The organism is Pseudomonas sp. TWP3-2 (assembly GCF_049897765.1).
Classification (GTDB): domain Bacteria; phylum Pseudomonadota; class Gammaproteobacteria; order Pseudomonadales; family Pseudomonadaceae; genus Aquipseudomonas.
Genome location: NZ_JAFCWW010000008.1, coordinates 205,836 through 228,674, shown reverse-complemented (window position 1 = coordinate 228,674; position 22,839 = coordinate 205,836). Strand labels below are relative to the sequence as shown.

Here is a 22,839-nt window from a genome sequence, read left to right as displayed (position 1 = left end):
CCCTCTCCCCGGGGGAGAGGGGACTGACCGAGGTGTCTCGCGCTATACATCGACCTGAAAAACCGAGTTGAATTCGAGTTCCAAACCCCTAAGCGCTGCGGGCTTTCAGGTCGATGTCACTCGCAAGACACTTCGGTCGGCTCCCTCTCCCTCCGGGAGAGGGCAGGGGTGAGGGGATCTTGAACTTGCCGAGCAAATATTGATCAGTTCCTGACAGGTTCAGCCAAGAGGTCGATTCGTTTTGATCAAGTTCAGAGCCGCAATTCTATTCGGGGCGCTGCTGTTATTCGGCGCCACCGCCGCACAAGCCGTGACGTTGCCAGGCGTCCCCGCCGCCAGCGAGGAGCCGGCCAAGCCCGAGCCGCTGGTCCAGGGCGGACTGCTCGGCGCCATCAGCTCGGGCATCGACGACGTTCAGGACAAACTCGACCTCAACGAGCATCTGGTCGATGCCTGGCGGCTGCGTGCCGACCGTGCGGCGGATGAGGTCGACAAACTGGTCAATCAACCGGCGAACCGCTCGGGCTGGAGCGTGGCCGGGGATTTCCTCATGCTCTCCGGGGTCTGGCTCGGCACCTTCGCGGTGTTGACGGTGCTCGGCAGCGTGCTCGCCAAACGCATGCGCGCAGGTCGCTGGCTGCGCACTCGCCAGCGCAGCCAGGATTTGATCGGTTATCTGCTGCCCTACACATTGCCGGCGCTGGTCTGCCTGCCACTGACGCTGTACGTCAGCCACTTTCTTGATGCCTCGGTCGGCCGCGCGCTGGCGCTGTGCCTGGCCTACGCCACCAGCAGCGGGATATTTTCCACTTCGATACTGTTATGCGTGGTGGTGATGTTCAACACCGGCCATAAACGCCCGGCCGTGCAGATCCTGCGCGATTACTGCCCGAAACCGTTGTTCCTGATTGGCTTCCTCGCCGCGCTCAGCGATGCGTTGACCAGCCCGCAGATCGCGCGGCAGCTGGGCGGCAACATCACCAGCAGCGTGGCGGTATTCACCGGTCTGTTCGCCTCGATCATCTTCGGCCTGGTGGTGATTCGCATGCGCCGGCCGGTGGCACACTTGATCCGCAATCGCTCGCTGAGTCAGCGTCTGAAACAGCCATCACTACAGGAATCGCTGCGGATTTTTTCCGGCCTCTGGTACTGGCCGATTGTGCTGATGGTGCTGGTGTCGGCGGTCAACCTGATTGGTATCGGCGAAGACAACCAGAAGGCGCTGCGCTGTGCGTTGTTCACCATGGTGCTGTTGATTGGCACGGTGTTTCTCAGCACCATCCTGCAGCACCTGTTCAAGTCGCGCAAAGCCACGGCGCTACAGCGCAGCAGCGCTTACAAGGAGCGTTTTCTCAGCCTCTCGCATGCCTTGTTGCGCATCGTCATGGCAGTCGCCTTCATCGATATTCTCGGGCGGATCTGGGGCGTGTCGCTGCTCGACTTCGCCCAGAGCAGTACGGTTGGCCGGGCGATCAGCAACGCCTTGAGCAGCATTGGCCTGATCTTTCTGGTGACCTGGCTGTTGTGGGTGGTGCTCGACACGGCGATTCAGGAAGCGTTGAAACCGCCGGTCAGCAAACGCTCGGCGCGTCAGCCGAGTACGCGGGTGAAAACCATTCTGCCGTTGCTGCGCAACGCGATCAAAATCATTCTGGTGGTGATCTGTGCGATCACCACCATGGCCAATCTGGGGATCAACGTTGCACCGCTGTTGGCAGGTGCCGGCGTGGTCGGTCTGGCCATCGGTTTCGGCTCGCAGCAACTGGTACAGGACGTGATCACCGGGCTGTTCATCATCATCGAAGACACGCTGTCGATTGGCGATTGGGTGGTGCTCGATTCCGGGCATGCCGGCACTGTCGAAGGGCTGACGATTCGTACCTTGCGCCTGCGTGACGGCAAGGGTTTTGTGCACTCGGTGCCGTTCGGCCAGATCAAGGCTGTGACCAACCAATCGCGGCAGTTTGCTTACGCGTTTTTCTCGGTGCAGTTCACCTACGACACTGATGTCGACAAGGCGATTGAGCTGATCCGCGAGGCAGGTGATTCGATCCGTGAAGACCCGTTCCTCAAGTACAATCTGCAAGGGCCGCTGGATGTGTTTGGCGTCGACCGCATGGATCTGAATGGCGTGGTGCTGACGGCGCAGTTCCGCACAGTGTCCGGCGGACAATATGCGGTGAGTCGTGCGTTTAACCAGCGCTTGAAGAAGCTTGTGGATAACAGCCCGTGGGTGCATTTTGCGCAGACTTATCCACAGCAGGTTTTGTTGCCCAAGCGGGAGGGTGAGCAAGTAGAGGAGGGCGAAGCAACGGAGCAGTCGCCGGTGGTGTTGCCGCAACCATCGCGTAGTTGAGGGCAGATGTTTGTGGTGGGGCTACCGGCCTCATCGCTGGCAAGCCAGCTCCCACAGTGATTTGTGGTGTGCCGGTGATTTCAGCAGCAGACAGAACCCTTTCACAGTGATTTGTGGTGTGTTGGTGATTTCAGCAGCAGACAGAACCCTTTCACAGTGATTTGTGGTGTGTTGGTGATTTCAGCATCACACCGAAACCTGTGGGAGCTGGCTTGCCAGCGATGGGGCCAGAGCAGACAACCTCAGTGCCGGATCAGTTTGCTGCGAATCTGCGCCATGGCCTCTGCATCCAGCTCCACCCAGAACAGCGGCCTGCCGGCAATCAGCGCCGCCACCGGCAAGCCATCGCGATACACCAGTCGATTACTCGCCAGCGCCGGGACTTTCGGTCCCGGCAACAAGGTCCCAGCGAGGTTCAGCGGATCGACCCCGCACACCGCAATCAGCGCGCCGTCATGCTCGCGACGGCGCACTTCGCGCAGCAGCGGAATCGCCTCCGGCAACGCAAACTGTTCACCCGCCAGACCACTGACAAACCGCCCGCCACGAATCTCGCCGCGTGCTTCCAGTCGATGGAAGGTGCGCAGCAATTCACGCCAGCTCGGCAGCCAATCCGCTTCGCGTTCGAGCAAGCGCCAGAACACCACGCCATAGCGCCGCAGCAAGGTCATCGCAATGTGCTCCAGTGTTTCGGCTGGAATTTTGTCCACAGCGGGCGCGGGGCTACGGCGCAACAACGCCCAACGCCCGGCATCGTCCATCCCGCCGACAAACGCCCCGCGCCCACGGCGACTGCTGCGTTGCTGGCGCTTGCTTGCCGGGGTGATCAGCGCTCGCAGTCCGGCGAAGCTGTCGGCGTTCACCAGACCGGCGCCGACCAGTTCCTGCAAGGCGATTTCCAGTTCGGCGCGCAGCAGATGCGCTTCGTGAATCAGCTCATCGAAAAACAAGGCGCCGTGCTGACTCAGCGCTTCGAAAACCTTCTGCGTTTTCAGCGACAGTTCGCTGACTGGCGTCTGCTCTGCCAGCGCGCCCCACAATCCGACCTGGCTGCGCGGCAGCAACACCACCGGCGTACTGCGCAACGCCGTGCCGCTGATTTTTTGCCGGGCACTGAGGCGCGTCCACACCAGTTTGCCGTTGCGGCACAGATCATCCAGCCAGCTCGGCGAATAGTCTTTCAGCCTGGCCGGAAGGATATCGCTGTCCCATGCCGAAGCCGCTGCCGGATAACCTTCGAACTGGCCGACAATCGCCGGCAGCACGGCGCTGCCCTGACCTTGGCTGGCGGGCGACAAGTGCTGCCAGTCGAACAGAAAGCGCATGAAATCCTGGAGGGCGACGGGCTCTATTTCCCGACGCAGACGCTTGACCGTGTAGCGATGAATCCGCGCCAGCAAATGCCGTTCGCACCATTCTTCGACGGTCACGCCCGGCGTGAACTGACCGCGCAGCACATAACCTTCACGCTCCAGTTGCGCCAAGGCTTGAGTGACCTGTGAAGTGGACAGCGCCAACGGTCTGGCGATGTCCGCGAGCGGCAGTGGGCCGAACGCACCGAGTCGCGCGCGGATCACTTCAACCAACGCTTCATCGGCTGTCCACGCTTCGTCAAAACCGGGCAGCGCTTCGAGTGCCGGTTGCAAAACCGCCTGTGGATAAAGTGCTTGCAGTAAGGTCAGGCGTTCGCGGGCCAGCCACAGCACGTGTTGCTGATCGATCTGCATGCGGCAGGCGCGGCCATTCTCGGCCAGCGCTTGCAGCCAGTCGTGCCAATGCTCGTTGGTCTGCACTTCGGCTTCGCTGATGCAGGCGAGGCTCATCAGCGCTTCGTGCATTTCATCGACGTTATGCGCGGTCGGCCAGGCTTCTTCACGCACGGCGCTGATCGCATCGACATCCAGCGCGCCGAGGTCGTCAGTGGATTCGGGGTCGCTCCAGCGCCGGTTCATTACCGCCTGGGTGCGGCGTTCTTCCAGCGGCGCATCGTCAAGAAACGCATAGGGCTTGGCGCTGAGAATTTCCGCCGCCAGTGGTGAGGGCGCCGGTAGATCGCGGCTGAGCAAACGCACTTCGCCGCGCTCCATGCGTCGCAACAGATTGAGCCAGCCGTCGCTGTCCAGCGCCTCGTGCAGGCAATCATTCAGCGTTTGTTCCACCAGCGGGTGCTCAGGGATTTCGCGCTCGCCGGCGAGGTTTTCCAGGCAGGCAATCTGATCGGGAAACACCCCGGCGATCAGGTCTTCGCTTTTCATCCGTTGCAACTGCGTCGCGACTTTGCGCCCGCCAGTGAACCGTGGCAGCGCCAGCGCCACTCCGGCATTCCAGCGCCAGCGCACGCCGAACAGCGGCGCCTCGAGCACGGCTTGAATCAGCAGGTGCTCGGCGGTGTTGCTGTGCACATAACGCCAGACTTCATCGAGTTCGAAACTGTGGCTGGTGGACAGCGATAAGACGATGGCGTCCTCACTGGCAGCGGCCTGCAATTCGAAATTGAACGTGCGGCAGAAACGCTTGCGCAGGGCCAGGCCCCAGGCGCGGTTGATGCGGCTGCCGAACGGCGAATGGATGACCAACTGCGTGCCGCCGGACTCGTCGAAAAACCGCTCCATCAGCAGTGTGTCCTGCGACGGCAATGAGCCGAGGGTCAAGCGTGCGCGGGCCAGATAATCCACCAGTTGTTCGGCGCTGGCGCGGTTCAGGCCGAGGGTGTTGGTCAGCCAGTCGAGGGCCGGTTGCAGATCCCCCGGCGTGGCGCTGAGCAACTGGTCGAGCTGCGCTTGCAGGCGTGCCACGGCGCTGGACAGTTCGGCGGTGCGGCCCGGTGCTTCGCCGAGCCAGAACGGGATGGTCGGCGACTGCCCGTGCGCATCTTCGACCCGCACCTTGCCCGACTCGACCCGCAGGATCCGGTAGGAGGTGTTGCCGAGCTGAAAAATGTCACCGGCAATGCTCTCGACGGCGAAGTCTTCGTTGACGCTGCCGATGTTCAGCCCTTGCGGTTCGAGCAGCACGCTGTAATCGGCGTTGTCCGGAATCGTGCCACCGCTGGTGACCGCCGTCAGCCGTGCGCCACGTCGGCCGCGCAGGGTGCGGTTGACCGCGTCGCGATGCAGGTAGGCGCTGCGAATCCCTTGGCGGCCGTTATAGCCCTCGGCGAGCATCGTCAGCAGCGCCTGATAATGTTTTTCGTCGAGCTGCGCGTAAGGCTCGGCACGGCGAAACAGCGCGAGCAAATCGTCCTCGGCCCATTCCTGACAACTGACTTCGGCGATGATCTGCTGCGCGAGTACGTCCAGCGGCGCTTGGGGAATGTGCAGGGTGTCGAGTTCACCCCGGCGCACGCAGTCGAGCAGGGCGGCGCATTCGATCAGGTCGTCGCGGCTGGTGGCGAACAGACGGCCCTTCGGCGTACCGCCAACCTGGTGCCCGGAGCGGCCGACGCGCTGAAGAAAACCGGCAATCGAACGCGGCGAGGCGATCTGACACACCAGATCCACTTCGCCGATATCGATGCCCAGTTCCAGCGAGGCGGTGGCGATCAGCACTTGCAGCTCGCCGCGCTTGAGGCGCTGTTCGGCGTCGAGGCGAAACTCCTTGGCCAGACTTCCGTGGTGCGCGGCCACGGCGTGTTTGCCGAGGCGTTCGCTCAAGTGCCGGCTCAGGCGTTCGGCGAGGCGCCGGGTGTTGACGAAAATCAGCGTGGTGCGGTGTTCTCGGGCGAGCGTGGCGAGGCGGTCATAGACCAGTTCCCAGATGTCATGCGACATCACCGCCGACAACGGCACTGGCGGCACTTCGATGCCCAGATCCCGTGGGCGGGCGTGGCCGATGTCGATGATCTCGCAGGGCCGCTGATGGCCGACGAGAAACCGCGCCACCGTATCGATGGGTTTTTGCGTGGCCGAGAGGCCGATGCGCGTCAGCGGTTCGGCGCACAAGGCTTGCAGGCGTTCGAGGCTCAGCGCCAGGTGACTGCCGCGTTTGCCGGCGGCGATGGCATGGATTTCATCGACGATCACCGTGCGCGTGCTGCTGAGCATTTTGCGCCCCGAATCCGAGCCAAGCAGCACGTACAGCGATTCCGGCGTGGTGACCAGAATGTGCGGCGCGGTTTTGCGCATGGCCGCGCGGTCTTTTTGCGGGGTGTCGCCGGTGCGTACGGCGGTGCTGATCTGCACCGGCGGCAAACTCATGCGCTGCAGTTGTTCGGTAATTCCGGCCAGCGGGTTTTGCAGGTTGATGCGGATGTCGTTCGACAGTGCCTTGAGTGGCGAGATGTACACCACCAGGGTTTCGACCGGCAGGCCGTCGGGATTTTCCAGCCCACGGTGCACCAGGTCATCAAGCACGGCGAGGAACGCGGTGAGGGTTTTGCCGGAGCCCGTGGGCGCAGCGATCAGCGTCGAATGGCGCTGGCGGATCAACGGCCATGCGCGGGCCTGGGCGGCGGTGACCGACGGGAATGTGCTGCTGAACCAGGCGCTGACGGCGGGGTGGAAGCCTGCCAGCGCGCTATTGGCGGGGAGGGGCAGATTCATGGTTTCAGTTATGCGGGTGGCTGTTGGAAGTTGCAAGTACCACTCAGGATCTAGTCTGCCTGTCAGGGCCTCATCGCTGGCAAGCCAGCTCCCACAGGTCTTGTGTACACCGCGATTCCTGTGGGAGCTGGCTTGCCAGCGATGAGGCCAGTAGCCACGGCACAAATCCCGGCAATCAACACTTTACGGATGACGGTTGCGCACTAAACCCGCAAAATGCAACGATTCCGGCAATTATCGACGACGGCGCCACAAGTGCCGTCGCCAAAGCCATCGTTCCAATCAGACTGGGCCTGCTGACTTTATGCGAATGCGCCTTATGTTACTGGGCGGCGGAAATGCCCTTGGGCAAGCGCTGATTCGCCTCGGCGCGGAGGAAGACATCGGTTTCCTCGCCCCCCGCCCACCAGAAGACGGCTGGGATGCCGCGAGCCTGACGCAACTGCTCGACGACACCCGTCCCGATGCGTTGATCAACCTCGCCTATTATTTCGACTGGTTCCAGGCCGAGACGGTCAGCGAAACCCGACTGTCCGCACAGGAGCACGCGATCGAGCGTCTGGCCGAATTGTGCCAGCACCACAACATCGTGCTGGTGCAGCCGTCCAGTTATCGGGTGTTCGACGGCTCGCGTGCGACCGCTTACAGCGAAAAAGATGAGCCGGTGCCGCTGGGTTTGCGCGGTCAGGCCTTGTGGCGCATCGAGCAAAGCGTGCGCGCAACCTGTCCGCAGCATGTGCTGTTGCGTTTCGGCTGGCTGCTCGACGACAGCGCCGACGGCACTCTTGGACGGTTCCTCGCCCGCGCCGAACAACCGGACGAATTGCTGCTGGCCGATGACCGTCGAGGTAATCCGACCCCGGTCGATGATGCCGCTCGCGTGATCATCTCGGTGCTCAAACAACTCGATTGCGCCGCGCCGCTGTGGGGCACTTACCACTACGCGGGTCATGAGGCGACCACGCCGCTGGCGCTGGGTCAGGCGATCCTCACCGAAGCGCGCGGCCTGCATCCGTTGGCCATTGAGGCGCCGACCGCGCAGGCGCATGCCGCACGTCCGGACGCCGCCGAAGAGCCGCAACACGCGGTGCTCGCCTGCAAGAAAATTCTGCACACTTTCGGGATCAAGCCGCGCGCCTGGCGTGCCGCGCTCCCGGGCTTACTGGATAGGTTTTATCGCCATGGCTGACGGCCCCGTTCTAATCACCGGCGGCGCCGGTTTCATCGGCTCGCACCTGACCGACGCGTTGCTCGCCAGCGGCCACTCGGTGCGCATCCTCGATGACCTGTCGACCGGTAAGCGCAGCAATCTGCCGCTGGACAATCCCAAGGTCGAACTGATCGTCGGCGATGTCGCCGATGCAGCGCTGGTTGCGCAGGCGATGCAGGGTTGCAGCGCGGTTGCACATCTGGCCGCTGTGGCTTCGGTGCAGGCCTCGGTGGATGATCCGGTGAAAACTCACCAGAGCAATTTCATCGGCACGCTGAACGTGTGCGAAGCCATGCGTCAGGCTGGCGTCAAACGTGTGCTGTACGCCTCCAGCGCGGCGGTGTACGGCAACAATGGCGAAGGCGAGTCGATTGATGAAGACACGCCGAAAGCGCCGTTGACGCCATATGCCTCGGACAAACTGGCGGGTGAGCACTACTTCGATTTCTATCGCCGCCAGCACGATCTGGAGCCGGTGATTTTCCGCTTCTTCAACATCTTCGGTCCGCGCCAGGATCCGTCCTCGCCGTACTCCGGGGTGATCAGCATCTTCAGCGAGCGCGCGGCCAATGGCCTGCCGATCACCGTGTTTGGTGATGGCGAGCAGACCCGCGATTTTCTCTACGTGGAAGATCTGGTGGATGTGCTGGTGCAGGCGATCGAGAAACCTGAAGTGGAAGTCGGCGCGGTGAATGTCGGCTGGAATCAGGCGACCAATCTCAAGCAGATGCTGGCGGCGCTGGAGGCGGTGGTGGGTGAGTTGCCGCCGATCAGCTACGGCCCGGCGCGGTCGGGGGATATTCGGCATTCGCGGGCGGATAACCGTCGCTTGCTTGAGCGGTTTAGGTGTCCGCAGCCGACGCCGATGAGCGTGGGTCTGGCGCGGTTGCTCGGCCGCTGAGATTGTCGCGGACATGAAAAAGGCGCCTTTTGACAGGCGCCTTTTTCACGGCCGGAATTTATCGCTATCCCTGTGGCGAGGGGGTTTAGCGAAACGTCGCACCGCCCCGATCGACTGCACCGCAGTCGCCTTCAGTTCTGAGTCTGCTCACCACCAAGCCTCATCCACCACCACGTGAACGTTCTTAGAATTTGTAGCCCAGACCCACCATGTAGATGAACGGATCAACATCCACATTCACCCGTGCGCGAGTGCCCGGTGCCACGGCGTTGTTCTCGACGGTGGCGCGCGTATCGATGTCGATGTAACGCACCTGGGCGTTGAGCATGATTTTGTCGGTGATCATGTAATCAGCGCCGACCTGCCACGCCAGACCCCAGGAGTTTTTCGCCTTGAAGTTGCTGAAGCCGTTGGACTGGGCCTGGCTGCCGACGTGTTCGTCGTAGATCCAGGTGTAGTTGATGCCGCCGCCGACATACGGCTGGAACGCCGATTTCGGATCCAGTGGGTAGTAGACGACGCTGAGGGTCGGCGGCAGGTGTTTCAGGGTGCCGAGTTTGCCGTTGGCCGCGCCGAGGGCGGTGCCTTTGAGTTTCACGTCATGTTCGAACGGCGAGGCGGCGAGCAGTTCGATACCGATGTTGTTGGTGAGCATGTACGCGAAGTTCAGACCCAGCTGTGTGTCGCTGCTCATGGTCGCCTTGCCGCCCAGATTGGCGCCGCTCAACGGACCCTGATCGACCTTGACGCTGGAGCTGTCGGCCTTCGGGTTGACGGTGATCGCACCGGCGCGAACGATGATGTCACCGGCGTCGTGGGCGTGGGCGAGCGGGGCTGCGAGCGCGAGGGCAACCAGCGAGGCGCTGAGCAAGGACTTGTTCATGGGGGCTCCGAAAGGACGTTAAAAATGTTTGATGTCCTATGGTACGAAGCCATCTGATACGGTCTTTTGACTCAGCTCAATGAAACAGTCATCGCTCTTGGTTTTGTGGAACCTTTACTGGCCTCATCGCTGGCAAGCCAGCTCCCACAGGGATTGAGGTCGGTCATAAATTTTGTGGCCGCCACAGCAACCTGTGGGAGCTGGCTTGCCAGCGATGGGGCCCTGAAAAACAACGCACAACCAACCGATTCACTCCGGCAGTTCATACGCGTAAATCTTGTCCGCCTCCATCTGATACCCGGCATCCGCCAGTTCACTGCTCGACGCCTTGACCTGCATCGGGCCTTCGACCCAATACGGCTGATACAGCTCATCGAGCTTCACGCCGACTTCGCTTTTCACATGCACAATCTGGTTCGACGGTGGTGGCGGCACATGGATGCAAGCGCCGAAATACGGCACCAGCAAGAAGTCCGTGGTCCGGCCTTCCTCGCTGACTTCCAGCGGCACGATGTAGCCCGGCAGACGGATGTTCTGCCCGTCGAGGCTCTTCACCACAGGCGCGTTGGGCATGTCCTGTTTAGCGGCGGGCGCGGCTTCGGCGGCCAGCGCATCGCTCATCTTCGACAGGTCGTGCAGCGGCGTCATGTTCGGCACTTCCGGTGCCGCGTCGGGCGGGATCATTTCCGACCAGGTCAGGTCTTTCGGCGCCGCTGCCCACACGGGCAGGGCGACCAGCAGCAATAGCGCAAGTACGGCGCGGGGCATGGTGAACATCCTCATAAACGGATCGACAGGCCATCGGCCAGGGATTGGCGATACGCGCGCCAGGCCGGCACGCTGCCCATCAGCAGCGCGGCGCCCAGAATGCCACCGAGCAGCGTCCATTCATACTCGCTCGGCCATGCCAGTGGCAGGTACAAACCGTAATTGGCCTGCACGTAGCCCTGCGCTGCGGCGATGCCGACGTAGAGCAATGCGACCCCGGCAATCACCCCAGTCAGCGCCAGCGCGAACGCTTCAAGTACCAGCAGTGTCGCGATGTGCCACGGCCGCGCGCCCACCGAACGCAGGATCGCCATCTCACGCCGACGCTCGTTGAGGCTGGTGAGAATCGCCGTGAGCATGCCGATCAATCCGGTCAGCACCACGAACAGCGAAACCACGAACAAAGCTTTTTCAGCGGTGCTCATCAGGCTCCACAATTCCTGCAAGGCCACGCCCGGCAGAATCGCCAGCATCGGTTCGCCACGAAATTCATTGATCTCGCGTTGCAGCGCAAAAGTCGAAATCTTGCTGTTGAGGCCGAGCATGAACGCGGTGATCGCCTGCGGCGTCAGGTCCATGTTGCGTGCCTGATCGGCGCTGATGCGACCGTTGCCGCGCGCCGGCACGCCGTTGTGCCAGTCGATGTGAATCGCCTCCATGCCGCCGAGGCTGATGTGCAGCGTGCGATCCACCGGGGTGCCGGTGCGCTTGAGAATGCCGACCACGGTGAACGGTTTGTCGTCGTGCTTGACCAGACTGATCGCTGCCACGCCGTGGGCCAGCACCAGTTGATCGCCGAGCTTGTAATGCAACGCGTCGGCGACTTCGGCACCGAGCACCACTTCAAACGGATCGGTCGCAAACGCGCGGCCATCGGCCAGCGCCAGATGTTGCTGGCGACCGTACTGATAGTGCTCGAAGTAAGCTTCGGTGGTGCCCATCACCCGATAGCCGCGATGCGAATCGCCGAGCGACATCGGAATCGCCCACTTCACTTTCGGGTTGTTGGCGAAGTGCTCGAAGCTGTCCCAGCGGATATTGTTGGTGGCGTTGCCGATGCGGAACACCGAATACAGCAGCAGATTCACCGAACCCGAGCGGGCGCCGACGATCAGGTCAGTGCCGCTGATGGTGCTGGCGAAGCTGGTTTTGGCTTCAGTGCGTACGCGCTCGACGGCGAGCAGCAGGCAGACCGACAGGGCAATCGCGAAAGCGGTAAGTAACGCGGTGAAACGCCGGTTGGCGAGACTGGCCATGGCCAGACGGAACAAATACATCTCAGACCTCGGCAGACGTGGCGGCGCGATTGAGCTCGGCCAGGGACAGGTGACGGTCGAACAGCGGCGCAAGGCTCTGGTCGTGGCTGACGAACAACAGGCTCGATCCTGCTTCGCGGCATTCGGCGAACAACAGTCGGATGAAGTTTTCCCGCGCGTCGTAATCCAGTGCCGAGGTTGGCTCGTCGGCGATCACCAGTTCCGGTTGGCCGATCAAGGCGCGGGCGGCGGCAACTCGTTGTTGTTGACCGATTGAAAGCGAATCCGCGCGCCGCCCGAGAATGCTTTCATCTTTCAGACCCAAGTGCGCCAGCAGGGTGGCCGCAGCCTGATCGACACTGCCGTGGCGCTGTTTCGCGCGCTCGGCACGCAGCTTGGAGAAGTGACACGGCAGCTCGACGTTCTCGCGTACCGAGAGAAACGGCAGCAGGTTGAACTGCTGGAAAATGTAGCCGGTGTGGTCAACGCGAAAACGATCACGGGCGCCGGCGCCAAGTTCAGTCAATTCCTGGCCGAGCAGGCGAATGCTGCCGCGACCAGGCTTCTGCACCCCGCCGAGCAGCCCGAGCAAGGTGGTCTTGCCGCTGCCGCTCGGGCCTTTGAGGAACAGCGTTTCACCCGGCTCCAGACGAAACGCCGGGATATCCAGCAGCGGCGGGTGACCGGGCCAGTTGAAGCCGAGGTCGGAGAGTTCGATGAGTGCTTGGGTCATGGCGCCGATTCGTGATCTCAGAATTTCAGGGCGGCAGCTTTGGCCGTGACTTCGATGCCTTGCTGGCCGCTCGGGCTGATCAGTTGTACCTGAATCTTCTGAGTCGCCGGGAAGGTCTTGAAGATGCTTGCCAGATCCAGCGTTTTCAGTGCACCCGGAGCGGCGCAGCTGAATTGGTAGTGTGCGTGGATTTCGCTGTGGTCGTGGTGGTGCTCGTGACCATCCTTCGCGGCTTCATCGTGGTCATGCTCGTCGGCATCCGGCTTGTCGCCAAACAGCGGGCTTTCGAGTTCCTGGCTGACGACTTTGCAGCCGGCAGCGGAAGGCAGGCTGAACAGCGTCAACGGCTTCTCGAGTTGCGCGCGGGCGGCAGCGACCTTGGCCTTGTCCGCGTCGCTGGTGGCGACATGTTCAAAACCGACCAGATTCATCGCCGGGCTTTCCAGCTCAAGTTCCAGCGTCTGACCATCCAGTGCGGCATTAAGACGACCAACGCCATGCTCGTGAGCGCCAAGGCTACCGTGCTCATGATCGTGATCATGCTCATCGGCCGCCTGGGCGACGGCCAGCGGCAACAGGGCAAACGGCAAAGCGAGCAGCAGACGACGCATGGCGATCTCCGGGGAGTAAAGTGAAAGGTTTGTTATGTAATCTTATAACGAAAGTCCGCAGAGTTTGCCCGTGCGCTCCGCTTTGCGCAAGACATGACTGAGCACCGCCCGGGACAGATTCCGGGGCGGTGCGCAGATTGAAGATTACGCTTGTAGAGTCAGAAGCCTGCGCCGGGATAGTCGAACCAGTAATGGCCCGATAGCACATACTTGATCAGATTTGCCTCAAGTACGCTCGGGGCATCGCGAGTGAAGCGCTGGCGCCATGCTGGCAGCCACCAGTAATTGATGGCTGTTCCGCGTGGACGTATCACCACTTTCATGACCTCCTGATCTATTTTGCCCTCTGCATAGAGTTGATGGGTGCGATCCATGAAGGCCATGTATTCGCCTATCGGCAACTGGAACATCAACGCAGTGGTGAAGATTTTTTCACTCTGACTGAACGCCGGGCTTTCTAGTATCTGCAGTGCTTCGCAGGTGTACGGCTTTGGTTGGCCAGCGATTTTTTTGCCTTCTGGAGTAGAAAGTATGTCGAAACGGTCGTCCATATCCCGCCAGTCTATGCGGCTATTGCCCTCAAAGTAATTGCGGACCACGGCGGTAAGCGGACCCGGCGCAGTGGCATCGTGAGAACAGGCGGAAAGGTCGGCAGGCGACCAGAAGCGCCATGCCACGATCAGCAGGAGGGGAACGGTCAGAAGTATCCAAAAGCGTCGACTCATAGCGACTTCAGACAAACGCAGGCCAAATGGCCTCCCTTTGAAGCAAGTTTTCGTCCTGAAGACATGGGCATCCTTCCCATTGAAAAAAGAACAATGTAGATGATTGAACGATAAATACCAGATGCGGTGATGCCCGTGCGCTTGGCGTTGCACAAGTCCCATGGGAGCATGCGGGTCAGATAAATGCGGGAGCGAAGCTCATGTTGCGGATACGCGGAACCGTCGGCGACTTGCCGGTGGATTTGACGCTGGAGTTGGATGAGGCTGATTGGGCGCGGCTTGGTTCGCAGTTTGGTGGGCAGGTTCAGGCTGCGCAGGCGGACGCGGTTGCAGCGGCGGTGCCGGCGGCAAAACCAGTGAATCAGGACGATGCCTTGTGGCAGATCGCGCGGGATTTGTTGCGCAAGGCCGGGCAACTCAGCGGGCCGGATCTGCTTGAACAGCTTGAGGGACTGACCGGCAGTGCGGCGTCGGGCAAGCGTTTGCTGGTGCGGCTGCGGCACAGTTCGGATGTGAAAGTGGTGAGCGGCGGGGATACGCCGCTCTATAGCTGGATCGAGTGACGGCTCAATAGAGAGCAGCAAACATCTTGCGGCGGTAGGTGTTGACCAGCGGATGATCGTTGCCCAGCAGTTCGAACACTTGCAGCAAAGTCTTGTGCGGCAAACCTTCGCTGTAATTGCGATTGCGCACGAACAGCTTGAGCAGCGCGTCCAGTGCCGCGTCGTATTGCTGGCGCGCCAGTTGCTGGATCGCCAGTTGATACACCGCTTCATCGTCCTGCGGGTTTTGCGCCAGACGGCTTTTCAGGTCGGCGGCGTCCGGCAGGTCGCGGGCCAGGCCGAGGAATTGGATCTGCGCCTTGGCACCGGCCAGTGCAGCTTTGTGCTCGTCGCTCTTGACCGCGTCGAGCACGGTTTGCGCTTCGCCCAGTTCACCGCGTTCGGTCAGGCAGCGTGCATACAAGATCAGCGCCTTGGCGTTGGTGTTGTCTTCGCCGAGCATCACCACCAGCGCGGCTTCGGCATCGGCAAAACGCCCTTCGTCAAACAATGCTTGTGCCTGTTCGAACGGATCGGCTGCGGCCGGTGGCGGCATCTGCACATGCGGTTCAAGCAGCGCACGGACAGCGGATTCCGGTTGCGCACCGGCAAAACCATCCACCGGTTGACCATCCTTGAACAGCACCACGGTCGGCAGGCTGCGGATGCCGAAGCGCGCGACGATGTCCTGCTCGGCTTCGCAATCGACCTTGGCCAGCAGCAGTTCGCCCTGATAGCTCTCGGCGATGGTTTGCAGCATCGGCATCAGCGCCTTGCACGGTGCACACCATTCGGCCCAGAAATCCACCAGCACCGGTTTATGAAAAGAAGCCTCGATCACCAGTTGGTCGAAATCGGCCGTGGTGGCGTCGAAAATGTACGGCGTTTGCTGACTCATGGGGTATCTCGTAAAAGCGTGAATGGGGCAACTATACGGTCAGGCGCGGGCAGCGTGGTAGAGGCTGACATGCCGAAATTCTTCCGGCTCGGCCAGATCCGGCAGGGTCATGGCTTCGAGCATTTCGATGCGCCGGTACTGCGGATGACTGAAATCGCGCACCCGCGAATCGGCGACCAGCGCTTCGCGGCCTCGGCTGAGGAAGGCGTCCAGAAGCGGCAGATTCGCCCGGTCGTATAAAACGTCGGCCACCAGGATCAGATCGAAGCGATCGTCCTCGGCAAAGAAGTCGGTTGAATAGTTGAGTTCAACGTCATTCAATTCGGCATTCGCCCGGCACGCTGCCAGCGCCAGTGGATCAAGGTCGCAGGCCACCACTTCCAGCGCGCCGGCCTTGAGCGCTGCAATCCCGGCGACGCCGGAACCCGCGCCAAAATCCAGCACGCGTTTGCCGCGAACCCACTCGGGGAATTCATTTAAATAGCGCGCAACCGCCAGACCGCTGGCCCAGCAAAAACTCCAGTACGGCGGCTCGTGCAGGATCCGTTGGGTTTCTTCCTGGCTGAAAGCACGCGCCATGTTGTCGCCGTCAATCAGCCACAGTTTCAAGTCGGTGCCCGGCAACGGGCAGGCCACCAGCCGCGCGTCACCGAGCAATTCACTCAAGGCCTGTTGCAGGTCAAACGGTGCATTCATGGGGCTTTGACGAATTGCAGTTGGCCCAAGGCCTGAGTGGTCGGCTGGGTAATGGTTTGCGAGGGCAGATGCAGAATCAACTGCCCGGACTGAGTTGCGCGGCCCCGCAGTTCAACCCGTGCACCGGCCGGGAAAGCGTCCGGATTGAAGCGCACGTGAAACGGCAGGATCTGGTTGTTGCCGATCAGAGAAGAACTGGCGAGCAGTTGCTGCGGGCGATCCTTCGCGTCGATTACCAGCAGCGCCAGTTCGACTTCGGCACCGGCCGGCACGCCTTGCAGGGTGCCGCTCAGTTCACGTTGATAAGCCGGCAACGGGCCGAGCTGGGCGGCTTCTTTGGCTTTTTTCTGCGCTTGTTGCGGCGCCGGGCCGGGAGTCGGTGGCTGCGGCTTGGGCGCATCGCTGCTGCAGGCCACCAGCAGACTGAAAAGACTGAGCAAAACGAGCGGACGTAACGACATTGGCGGCTCCGGGAAATGAAATCCATGGATCAAATGATCATGGCAGTCTGTATACCGCAAAGCCTATGGCTTGTCTTGCGACCGGGATGCGCTACCATGGCCCTCCCTTTTTTTGTTGCCAGCCACCATGCACTGTCCCTTCTGCGGTGCCAACGACACCAAGGTCATCGACTCGCGTCTGGTCGCCGAGGGCGAACAGGTGCGCCGCCGGCGTGAATGCCTGGCCTGCGGCGAACGTTTCACGACATTCGAGACCGCCGAACTGGTGTTGCCGCGCCTGATCAAAACCGATGGCAGCCGCCAGCCGTTCGACGAAGAAAAACTCCGCGCCGGCATGCAACGCGCGCTGGAGAAACGTCCGGTGAGCGTCGAGCGCCTCGAATCCTCTCTGGTGCACATCAAGCACAAGCTGCGCGCCACCGGCGAACGCGAGGTCAAATCCCTCGTGGTCGGCGAACTGGTGATGGCCGAGCTGCAAAAGCTTGATGAAGTGGCCTACATCCGTTTCGCTTCGGTGTACAAACGCTTCCAGGATCTCAACGAGTTCCGCGAAGAGATCGACCGTCTGGCCCGCGAACCGGTGAAAGAATGACCACCGCCGCCGAGCAAGCCATCCTCGACACGCACTTCATGGCGCGTGCGCTGGAACTTGCGCGCAAAGGTCATTACACGACGCATCCCAATCCGCGCGTCGGCTGCGTGATCGTGCGCGACGGGCAGATTGTCGGCGAAGGCTGGCATGAGCGTGCCGGCGAACCGCACGCCGAAGTCCACGCTTTGCGCGCCGCCGCTGAACTGGCGCGGGGCGCCACCGCTTACGTCACCCTCGAACCTTGCAGCCACCATGGCCGCACGCCGCCGTGTGCCGATGCTTTGGTGACTGCGGGAGTCGGGCGAGTAGTCGCGGCGATGCGTGATCCGAATCCACAGGTTGCCGGCCGTGGTTTGCAACGTTTGGCCGATGCCGGCATTGCTACTGAGAGTGGCGTGCTGGAAAGCGAAGCGCGCAAGCTCAACCAGGGTTTTCTGAAACGCATGGAACACGGCTTGCCGTTCGTGCGGGTCAAACTGGCGATGAGTCTCGACGGGCGCACGGCGATGGAAAGTGGCGAGAGCCAGTGGATCACCGGCCCGGCCGCACGTTCGGCGGTGCAGCGTCTGCGCGCGCAGGCCAGCGTGGTGCTGACCGGAGCCGACACGGTGTTGGCGGATGGCGCACGTCTGACCGTGCGCGCCGACGAGTTGGGCCTGGATGCCGGGCAAACCGCGCTGGCCATGAGCCGTCCGCCGCTGCGGGTGCTGATCGACGGCCGTCTGCGCGTGCCGCTGGATGCGCCGTTCTTCAAGGCCGGCCCGGCGCTGGTCGCTACTTGCGTGGCGGTTGAAGAACAGTACGCCCACGGCCCGGAGTGCCTGATCGTGCCGGGCGAGGACGGTCAGGTCGATTTGCGCCAACTGCTGATCGAACTGGCCAGCCGTGGCGTCAACGAAGTGCTGGTCGAGGCCGGCCCGCGACTGGCCGGCGCCTTTGCTCAGATGGGTCTGGTCGATGAGTTCGTGATCTTCATCGCCGGCAAGTTCCTCGGCTCCTCGGCGCGTCCGTTGCTGGACTGGCCGCTGGCCTATATGAAGGATGCACCCGAGCTGAAAATCACTGAAATCCGCGCGGTTGGCGATGACTGGCGAGTCACTGCCATCCCTGTCCCATCGGCGAGCGTATAATTCCCGGCCATTGCGATAGCGCTGGCTTCGTTCTCAAGGAGAACTCCATGTTTACCGGCATCATCGAATCCATCGGCAGTATCCGCGCACTGACCCCAAAGGGCGGTGATGTGCGGGTGCATGTCGCAACCGGCAAGCTCGATCTGAGCGACGTCAAGCTCGGCGACAGCATCGCGGTCAACGGCGTGTGCCTGACTGCTGTGGAACTGCCGGGCGACGGTTTTGCCGCCGACGTCAGTCGCGAAACCCTCGACTGCACGGCCATGAATGACCTGAAAAGCGGCAGCCCGGTCAATCTGGAAAAAGCCCTGACCCCGACCACCCGTCTCGGCGGGCATCTGGTCAGCGGTCACGTCGACGGAGTCGGCGAAGTGGTTTCGCGCAGCGATAACGCGCGCGCCGTGGAATTCCGCATCCGCGCGCCGAAAGAACTGGCCAAGTACATCGCCCACAAAGGCTCGATCACCGTCGACGGCACCAGCCTCACCGTGAACGCAGTCGATGGCGCCGAATTCCTGCTGACGATCATTCCGCATACCTTGAGCGAAACCATCATGGCGTCGTACAAGCCAGGTCGTCGGGTGAACCTGGAAGTCGATTTGCTCGCGCGTTATCTGGAGCGCTTGCTGCTCGGCGACAAAGCCGCAGAATCGGTTGCCGGCAGCACGATTACCGAAAGCTTTCTGGCCGCCAACGGCTACCTCAAATCCTGACACTCAAATTTTGAAAGAAGGGGGGTGCCTAGTGGCGCTCAATAGCATCGAAGAGCTGGTTGAAGACATCCGCCAAGGCAAGATGGTCATCCTCATGGATGACGAAGACCGCGAGAACGAAGGCGACCTGATCATGGCCGCCGAGTGCTGCAAGGCTGAACACATCAACTTCATGGCCAAGCACGCCCGTGGCCTGATCTGCATGCCGATGAGCCGCGAGCGCTGCGAACTGTTGAAGCTGCCGCTGATGGCGCCGCGCAACGGTTCCGGTTTCGGCACCAAGTTCACCGTGTCGATCGAAGCGGCCGAAGGCGTGACCACCGGCATCTCCGCCGCTGACCGCGCGCGCACCGTGCAAGCGGCTGCCGCCAAAGACGCCAAGGCTGAAGACATCGTCAGCCCCGGCCACATTTTCCCGCTGATGGCCCAGGCCGGCGGCACGCTGGCTCGCGCCGGCCACACCGAAGCGGCGTGCGACCTGGCGCGCATGGCCGGTTTCGAGCCGAGCGGCGTGATCTGTGAAGTGATGAACGACGACGGCACCATGTCCCGTCGCACCGAACTGGAAGCTTTTGCCGCCGAACACAACATCAAGATCGGCACCATCGCCGACCTGATTCACTACCGGATGATCCACGAACGTACCGTTCAGCGGATTGCCGAGCAGCCGCTGGACAGCGAACTGGGCCAATTCAACCTGGTGACCTATCGTGATTCGGTGGAAGGCGACGTGCACATGGCACTGACCTTGGGCACCGTTTGCGCTGACGAACCGACGCTGGTTCGCGTGCACAACATGGACCCGCTGCGCGATTTGCTGATGGTCAAACAACCGGGCCGCTGGAGCCTGCGTGCAGCCATGGCCGCTGTGGCTGAGGCTGGCAGCGGTGTGGTGCTGTTGCTCGGTCACCCGCTCGATGGCGACGTGTTGCTGGCGCACATCCGCGAAACCGCCGATCAGGTGGCGGTGAAAAAACCGACTACTTACAGCATCGTCGGTGCCGGTTCGCAGATTCTGCGTGACCTCGGTGTGCGCAAAATGCGCTTGATGTCTGCACCGATGAAATTTAATGCGATATCCGGTTTCGATCTGGAAGTTGTAGAATACGTGCCCTCCGAATAATGACCGGTCGTTTCCGGCATTGTTGACATGGATTTATTGTGGCGAGGGAGCTTGCTCCCGCTTGGGTGCGCAGCGCCCACAAAAGGGGCCGCTACGCAGCCCAGCGGGAGCAAGCTCCCTCGCCACAGTTTGTAATCAGGCAGCAATGCGGAATTTTCCGGCCATGTATTCGTGGCTAATATCACTGAGGGACGCGTACGAGACGCGTCCCGGCTCTTTAAGAGATCTGACGAATGACCCTGAAGACCATCGAAGGTACCTTCATCGCCCCTAAAGGCCGCTACGCTTTGGTAGTGGGCCGTTTCAACAGCTTCGTCGTTGAAAGCCTGGTTGGCGGTGCAGTGGATGCCCTGGTTCGCCACGGCGTGAGCGAAAGCGACATCACCATCATCCGCGCACCTGGCGCCTTCGAAATTCCGCTGGTTGCGCAGAAAGTCGCTCAAAAAGGCGAATATGCAGCAATCATCGCCCTGGGCGCGGTCATTCGTGGCGGTACTCCGCATTTCGAATACGTGGCTGGCGAATGCACCAAGGGCCTGGCCCAGGTTTCCATGGAATTCGGCGTGCCGGTCGCTTTCGGCGTCCTGACCGTTGATTCCATCGAGCAAGCCATCGAACGTTCCGGCACCAAGGCCGGTAACAAAGGTGCCGAAGCTGCCCTGTCCGCACTGGAAATGGTCAGCCTGCTGGCACAGTTGGAGGCCAAGTGATTAGCGACGAAAGCGATCGTTTCAACCCGCGCGAGCCACGTCCAGCGGACGCCGGCAAGCCGTCGAAAAGCGAAAAGCGCCGGGCTGCCCGTCAGTTGGCGACTCAAGCGCTGTACCAGCGCCACATGGCCAAGACTTCGCTGAACGAAATCGAAGCGCAGTTCCGCGTCGATAACGATTTCACCTTCGCCGATGCCAGCTACTTCCACGACATCCTGCACGGTGTTCCGGCCAGCCTGACCGAGATCGACACCGCGTTGGCACCGTGCCTGGACCTGACCATCGAAGAACTTGACCCGGTTGAACTGTGCGTACTGCGCCTGTCCACCTGGGAACTGCTCAAGCGCGTTGATGTGCCGTACCGAGTAGTGATCAACGAAGGTATCGAACTGGCGAAAGTCTACGGTTCCACCGACGGTCACAAGTTCGTCAACGGCGTGCTCGACAAGCTGGCTCCGCGCCTGCGTGAAGCTGAAGTGAAGGCGTTCAAACGCTGATCGGCGTTTGAAACGGCTATGGGCGAGTTTGAGCTGATCCGCAATTTCTTCGCCGCCGCGCCCTGTGCGCAGGGCGGCGAGGGTGTTGCACTGGGGATCGGCGATGACTGCGCCTTGCTGGCTGTTCCTCCCGGGGAGCAGTTGGCAGTTTCCACCGATACGCTGGTGGCCGGCGTGCATTTCGCCGACCCCTGCGATCCCTTTTTACTCGGTCAGCGCTCGCTGGCTGTAGCAGTCAGCGACCTCGCTGCCATGGGCGCCACGCCCGTCGCTTTTACCCTTGCCCTGACAGTGCCGACGGTGACCGCCGATTGGCTGCAAGCCTACGCCCGTGGTTTGAACCTGATGGCGCAGAGTTGCGGCATCGCGTTGATCGGCGGCGACACCACGCGTGGACCGTTGAGCCTGACCATGACGGTGTTCGGTCGCGTTCCGGCGGGCCAGGCGTTGACCCGCAGCGGTGCGCGACCGGGTGATCTGCTGTGCGTCGGTGGCGAACTGGGCAATGCTGCTGGCGCCTTGCCGCTGGTGCTGGCTCAGCGTGAGGCCGACCCTGAGATTGCCCAGCCGCTGCTTGATCACTACTGGTCGCCGCAGCCGCAGTTGGCGCTCGGTCAGGCGTTGCGTGGCAAGGCTACTTCGGCGCTGGATATCTCCGACGGCTTGCTCGCCGATTGCGGCCATATCGCCCTGGCATCCCAGGTTCGACTTGAAATTGAACGCGAGCGTGTGCCGCTGTCGAACGCTTTAGTGGCGTTCCTCGGGCAGCGCGGCGCCGAGCGTGCGGCGCTGAGTGGCGGTGACGATTACGTGCTGGCGTTCACGCTGCCGTCCGTCGAGTTGCCCGCGCTGCTGGCCGCTGGCTGGCCGGTCCACGTGATCGGCCGCGTGGCGCAGGGGCAGGGCGTGGTGTTGCTCGACCGTGAAGGTCGCGACATCACCCCACAAGCCCGCGGCTATCAACATTTTCAGGAGACCCCGTGACAGATCATCCGAAACAGGTGCCGGCCGAATTCGTTCCGCCGTCAGTCTGGCGCAATCCGTGGCATTTCCTCGCGTTCGGTTTCGGTTCCGGCACCTTGCCCAAGGCGCCTGGCACCTGGGGCTCGCTGGTTGCGCTACCCTTTATCCCGTTGTGGCAGATGCTGCCTGACTGGGGTTATTGGCTGATGCTCGGCGTCACCATGCTGTTTGGCTTCTGGCTGTGCGGCAAGGTCGCTGACGATCTGCGGGTACACGACCACGAAGGCATCGTCTGGGACGAAATGGTCGGGATGTGGATCACCCTGTGGCTGGTGCCGGAAGGCTGGTACTGGCTGCTCGCGGGGTTCGTGGTGTTCCGCTTCTTCGATATTCTCAAGCCATGGCCGATCCGCTGGGTCGACCGGCATGTGCACGGTGGCTTCGGCATCATGCTCGACGACGTGCTGGCCGGGGTATTCGCCTGGCTGGCGATGCAAGGGCTGGTGTGGATTTTCGCCTGATTGATCGGG

22 protein-coding genes are annotated in these 22,839 nt (G+C 61.7%); 12 read left to right on the top strand and 10 right to left on the bottom strand.

Annotated features, from left to right (window positions below; translation table 11 throughout):
- The first annotated feature begins 241 nt into the window (after positions 1–241).
- A complete protein-coding gene (locus ACP7EE_RS14795) occupies positions 242–2,356 on the top strand; it encodes a mechanosensitive ion channel domain-containing protein (protein ID WP_426235033.1) in 2,115 nt (704 codons plus the stop codon).
- Between the two features lie 242 nt (positions 2,357–2,598).
- Here ACP7EE_RS14795 and ACP7EE_RS14790 read toward each other — a convergent pair whose 3' ends face one another.
- Positions 2,599–6,897: a DEAD/DEAH box helicase gene (locus ACP7EE_RS14790; protein WP_426235032.1), complete on the bottom strand. Its 4,299-nt coding sequence runs from the start codon at positions 6,895–6,897 to the stop codon at positions 2,599–2,601.
- A 304-nt stretch (positions 6,898–7,201) separates the two neighbouring features.
- On the opposite strand from ACP7EE_RS14790, the gene ACP7EE_RS14785 reads away from it, so the two are divergent.
- Together ACP7EE_RS14785 and ACP7EE_RS14780 are read left to right on the top strand one after the other, a co-directional pair.
- The gene (locus tag ACP7EE_RS14785; RefSeq protein WP_420648590.1) at positions 7,202–8,086 is read left to right on the top strand and encodes a sugar nucleotide-binding protein; all 885 of its coding nucleotides are present in this window, start codon (positions 7,202–7,204) and stop codon (positions 8,084–8,086) included.
- On the top strand, positions 8,079–9,008 hold the full coding sequence (locus ACP7EE_RS14780) for an NAD-dependent epimerase/dehydratase family protein (RefSeq protein ID WP_426235031.1): 930 nt from the start codon (positions 8,079–8,081) through the stop codon (positions 9,006–9,008). The genes ACP7EE_RS14785 and ACP7EE_RS14780 overlap by 8 nt, the downstream gene beginning before the upstream one ends.
- Before the next feature lie 184 nt (positions 9,009–9,192).
- On the opposite strand, the gene ACP7EE_RS14775 is transcribed toward ACP7EE_RS14780, so the two are convergent.
- From ACP7EE_RS14775 to ACP7EE_RS14750, 6 genes are all read right to left on the bottom strand, one after another.
- Positions 9,193–9,891 carry an OmpW/AlkL family protein gene (locus ACP7EE_RS14775; RefSeq protein ID WP_426235030.1) on the bottom strand — a complete coding sequence of 233 codons (699 nt, stop codon included), beginning with the start codon at positions 9,889–9,891 and terminating at the stop codon, positions 9,193–9,195.
- Between the two features lie 249 nt (positions 9,892–10,140).
- Positions 10,141–10,659, bottom strand: coding sequence for a DUF3299 domain-containing protein (locus tag ACP7EE_RS14770; protein WP_420648587.1), 519 nt, complete (start codon positions 10,657–10,659; stop codon positions 10,141–10,143).
- An 11-nt stretch (positions 10,660–10,670) separates the two neighbouring features.
- Positions 10,671–11,936 carry an ABC transporter permease gene (locus ACP7EE_RS14765; protein WP_426235029.1) on the bottom strand — a complete coding sequence of 422 codons (1,266 nt, stop codon included), beginning with the start codon at positions 11,934–11,936 and terminating at the stop codon, positions 10,671–10,673.
- Position 11,937: 1 nt separating this feature from the next.
- Complete coding sequence (locus ACP7EE_RS14760) at positions 11,938–12,648, bottom strand: ABC transporter ATP-binding protein (protein ID WP_007966120.1); 711 nt, start codon at positions 12,646–12,648, stop codon at positions 11,938–11,940.
- Between the two features lie 17 nt (positions 12,649–12,665).
- Positions 12,666–13,259, bottom strand: a complete 594-nt coding sequence (locus tag ACP7EE_RS14755; protein WP_426235028.1) for a DUF2796 domain-containing protein — start codon at positions 13,257–13,259, stop codon at positions 12,666–12,668.
- Between the two features lie 158 nt (positions 13,260–13,417).
- Complete coding sequence (locus ACP7EE_RS14750; protein WP_426235027.1) at positions 13,418–13,984, bottom strand: hypothetical protein; 567 nt, start codon at positions 13,982–13,984, stop codon at positions 13,418–13,420.
- Between the two features lie 200 nt (positions 13,985–14,184).
- Here ACP7EE_RS14750 and ACP7EE_RS14745 point away from each other — a divergent pair, with 200 nt between their 5' ends.
- Entirely contained in the window at positions 14,185–14,547 is a 363-nt protein-coding gene (locus tag ACP7EE_RS14745) for a hypothetical protein (protein ID WP_426235026.1), read from the top strand.
- 4 nt (positions 14,548–14,551) lie between these two features.
- On the opposite strand, the gene trxA is transcribed toward ACP7EE_RS14745, so the two are convergent.
- Genes trxA through ACP7EE_RS14730 form a run of 3 tightly spaced genes read right to left on the bottom strand, consistent with a single transcriptional unit; the run spans position 14,552 to position 16,581 of the window.
- Positions 14,552–15,424 (bottom strand): thioredoxin, encoded by an 873-nt coding sequence (gene trxA, locus ACP7EE_RS14740; protein WP_426235025.1) that lies wholly within the window; start codon positions 15,422–15,424, stop codon positions 14,552–14,554.
- A gap of 39 nt (positions 15,425–15,463) precedes the next feature.
- Positions 15,464–16,120 (bottom strand): class I SAM-dependent methyltransferase, encoded by a 657-nt coding sequence (locus tag ACP7EE_RS14735; RefSeq protein ID WP_426235024.1) that lies wholly within the window; start codon positions 16,118–16,120, stop codon positions 15,464–15,466.
- Positions 16,117–16,581, bottom strand: a complete 465-nt coding sequence (locus ACP7EE_RS14730; protein WP_426235023.1) for a YbaY family lipoprotein — start codon at positions 16,579–16,581, stop codon at positions 16,117–16,119. Before ACP7EE_RS14730 ends, ACP7EE_RS14735 begins: the two co-directional genes overlap by 4 nt.
- A gap of 127 nt (positions 16,582–16,708) precedes the next feature.
- Between ACP7EE_RS14730 and nrdR the strand changes: the two genes are divergently transcribed.
- The 8 genes from nrdR to ACP7EE_RS14690 all read left to right on the top strand — a co-directional run bounded on the left by nrdR (position 16,709) and on the right by ACP7EE_RS14690 (position 22,830).
- The gene (nrdR, locus tag ACP7EE_RS14725; RefSeq protein ID WP_007910946.1) at positions 16,709–17,173 is read left to right on the top strand and encodes a transcriptional regulator NrdR; all 465 of its coding nucleotides are present in this window, start codon (positions 16,709–16,711) and stop codon (positions 17,171–17,173) included.
- Positions 17,170–18,303 carry a bifunctional diaminohydroxyphosphoribosylaminopyrimidine deaminase/5-amino-6-(5-phosphoribosylamino)uracil reductase RibD gene (gene ribD / locus ACP7EE_RS14720; RefSeq protein WP_426235022.1) on the top strand — a complete coding sequence of 378 codons (1,134 nt, stop codon included), beginning with the start codon at positions 17,170–17,172 and terminating at the stop codon, positions 18,301–18,303. The genes nrdR and ribD overlap by 4 nt, the downstream gene beginning before the upstream one ends.
- A gap of 47 nt (positions 18,304–18,350) precedes the next feature.
- A complete protein-coding gene (locus tag ACP7EE_RS14715) occupies positions 18,351–19,016 on the top strand; it encodes a riboflavin synthase (RefSeq protein WP_426204749.1) in 666 nt (221 codons plus the stop codon).
- Positions 19,017–19,047: 31 nt separating this feature from the next.
- Complete coding sequence (gene ribBA / locus ACP7EE_RS14710; protein WP_426235021.1) at positions 19,048–20,139, top strand: bifunctional 3,4-dihydroxy-2-butanone-4-phosphate synthase/GTP cyclohydrolase II; 1,092 nt, start codon at positions 19,048–19,050, stop codon at positions 20,137–20,139.
- 233 nt (positions 20,140–20,372) lie between these two features.
- The gene (gene ribH / locus ACP7EE_RS14705; protein WP_003206025.1) at positions 20,373–20,849 is read left to right on the top strand and encodes a 6,7-dimethyl-8-ribityllumazine synthase; all 477 of its coding nucleotides are present in this window, start codon (positions 20,373–20,375) and stop codon (positions 20,847–20,849) included.
- Positions 20,846–21,346, top strand: coding sequence for a transcription antitermination factor NusB (gene nusB / locus ACP7EE_RS14700; RefSeq protein WP_420648576.1), 501 nt, complete (start codon positions 20,846–20,848; stop codon positions 21,344–21,346). The genes ribH and nusB overlap by 4 nt, the downstream gene beginning before the upstream one ends.
- A gap of 18 nt (positions 21,347–21,364) precedes the next feature.
- On the top strand, positions 21,365–22,330 hold the full coding sequence (gene thiL, locus ACP7EE_RS14695) for a thiamine-phosphate kinase (RefSeq protein WP_426235020.1): 966 nt from the start codon (positions 21,365–21,367) through the stop codon (positions 22,328–22,330).
- Positions 22,327–22,830: a phosphatidylglycerophosphatase A family protein gene (locus ACP7EE_RS14690; RefSeq protein WP_426235019.1), complete on the top strand. Its 504-nt coding sequence runs from the start codon at positions 22,327–22,329 to the stop codon at positions 22,828–22,830. The genes thiL and ACP7EE_RS14690 overlap by 4 nt, the downstream gene beginning before the upstream one ends.
- The last annotated feature ends 9 nt before the right edge of the window (positions 22,831–22,839 follow it).

Bases quoted from the DNA above. Each gene is read 5' to 3' on its own strand.
- ACP7EE_RS14785 (WP_420648590.1), top strand. From the start codon at position 7,202: ATGCGAATGCGCCTTATGTTACTGGGCGGCGGAAATGCCCTTGGGCAA.
- ribD (WP_426235022.1), top strand. From the start codon at position 17,170: ATGACCACCGCCGCCGAGCAAGCCATCCTCGACACGCACTTCATGGCG.
- ACP7EE_RS14770 (WP_420648587.1), bottom strand. From the start codon at position 10,659: ATGCCCCGCGCCGTACTTGCGCTATTGCTGCTGGTCGCCCTGCCCGTG.
- ACP7EE_RS14760 (WP_007966120.1), bottom strand. From the start codon at position 12,648: ATGACCCAAGCACTCATCGAACTCTCCGACCTCGGCTTCAACTGGCCC.
- ACP7EE_RS14775 (WP_426235030.1), bottom strand. From the start codon at position 9,891: ATGAACAAGTCCTTGCTCAGCGCCTCGCTGGTTGCCCTCGCGCTCGCA.
- ACP7EE_RS14750 (WP_426235027.1), bottom strand. From the start codon at position 13,984: ATGAGTCGACGCTTTTGGATACTTCTGACCGTTCCCCTCCTGCTGATC.
- thiL (WP_426235020.1), top strand. From the start codon at position 21,365: ATGGGCGAGTTTGAGCTGATCCGCAATTTCTTCGCCGCCGCGCCCTGT.
- trxA (WP_426235025.1), bottom strand. From the start codon at position 15,424: ATGAGTCAGCAAACGCCGTACATTTTCGACGCCACCACGGCCGATTTC.
- nrdR (WP_007910946.1), top strand. From the start codon at position 16,709: ATGCACTGTCCCTTCTGCGGTGCCAACGACACCAAGGTCATCGACTCG.
- ACP7EE_RS14755 (WP_426235028.1), bottom strand. From the start codon at position 13,259: ATGCGTCGTCTGCTGCTCGCTTTGCCGTTTGCCCTGTTGCCGCTGGCC.
- ACP7EE_RS14735 (WP_426235024.1), bottom strand. From the start codon at position 16,120: ATGAATGCACCGTTTGACCTGCAACAGGCCTTGAGTGAATTGCTCGGT.
- ACP7EE_RS14790 (WP_426235032.1), bottom strand. From the start codon at position 6,897: ATGAATCTGCCCCTCCCCGCCAATAGCGCGCTGGCAGGCTTCCACCCC.
- ribH (WP_003206025.1), top strand. From the start codon at position 20,373: ATGACCCTGAAGACCATCGAAGGTACCTTCATCGCCCCTAAAGGCCGC.
- ACP7EE_RS14715 (WP_426204749.1), top strand. From the start codon at position 18,351: ATGTTTACCGGCATCATCGAATCCATCGGCAGTATCCGCGCACTGACC.
- ACP7EE_RS14745 (WP_426235026.1), top strand. From the start codon at position 14,185: ATGTTGCGGATACGCGGAACCGTCGGCGACTTGCCGGTGGATTTGACG.
- ACP7EE_RS14730 (WP_426235023.1), bottom strand. From the start codon at position 16,581: ATGTCGTTACGTCCGCTCGTTTTGCTCAGTCTTTTCAGTCTGCTGGTG.
- ACP7EE_RS14780 (WP_426235031.1), top strand. From the start codon at position 8,079: ATGGCTGACGGCCCCGTTCTAATCACCGGCGGCGCCGGTTTCATCGGC.
- ACP7EE_RS14765 (WP_426235029.1), bottom strand. From the start codon at position 11,936: ATGTATTTGTTCCGTCTGGCCATGGCCAGTCTCGCCAACCGGCGTTTC.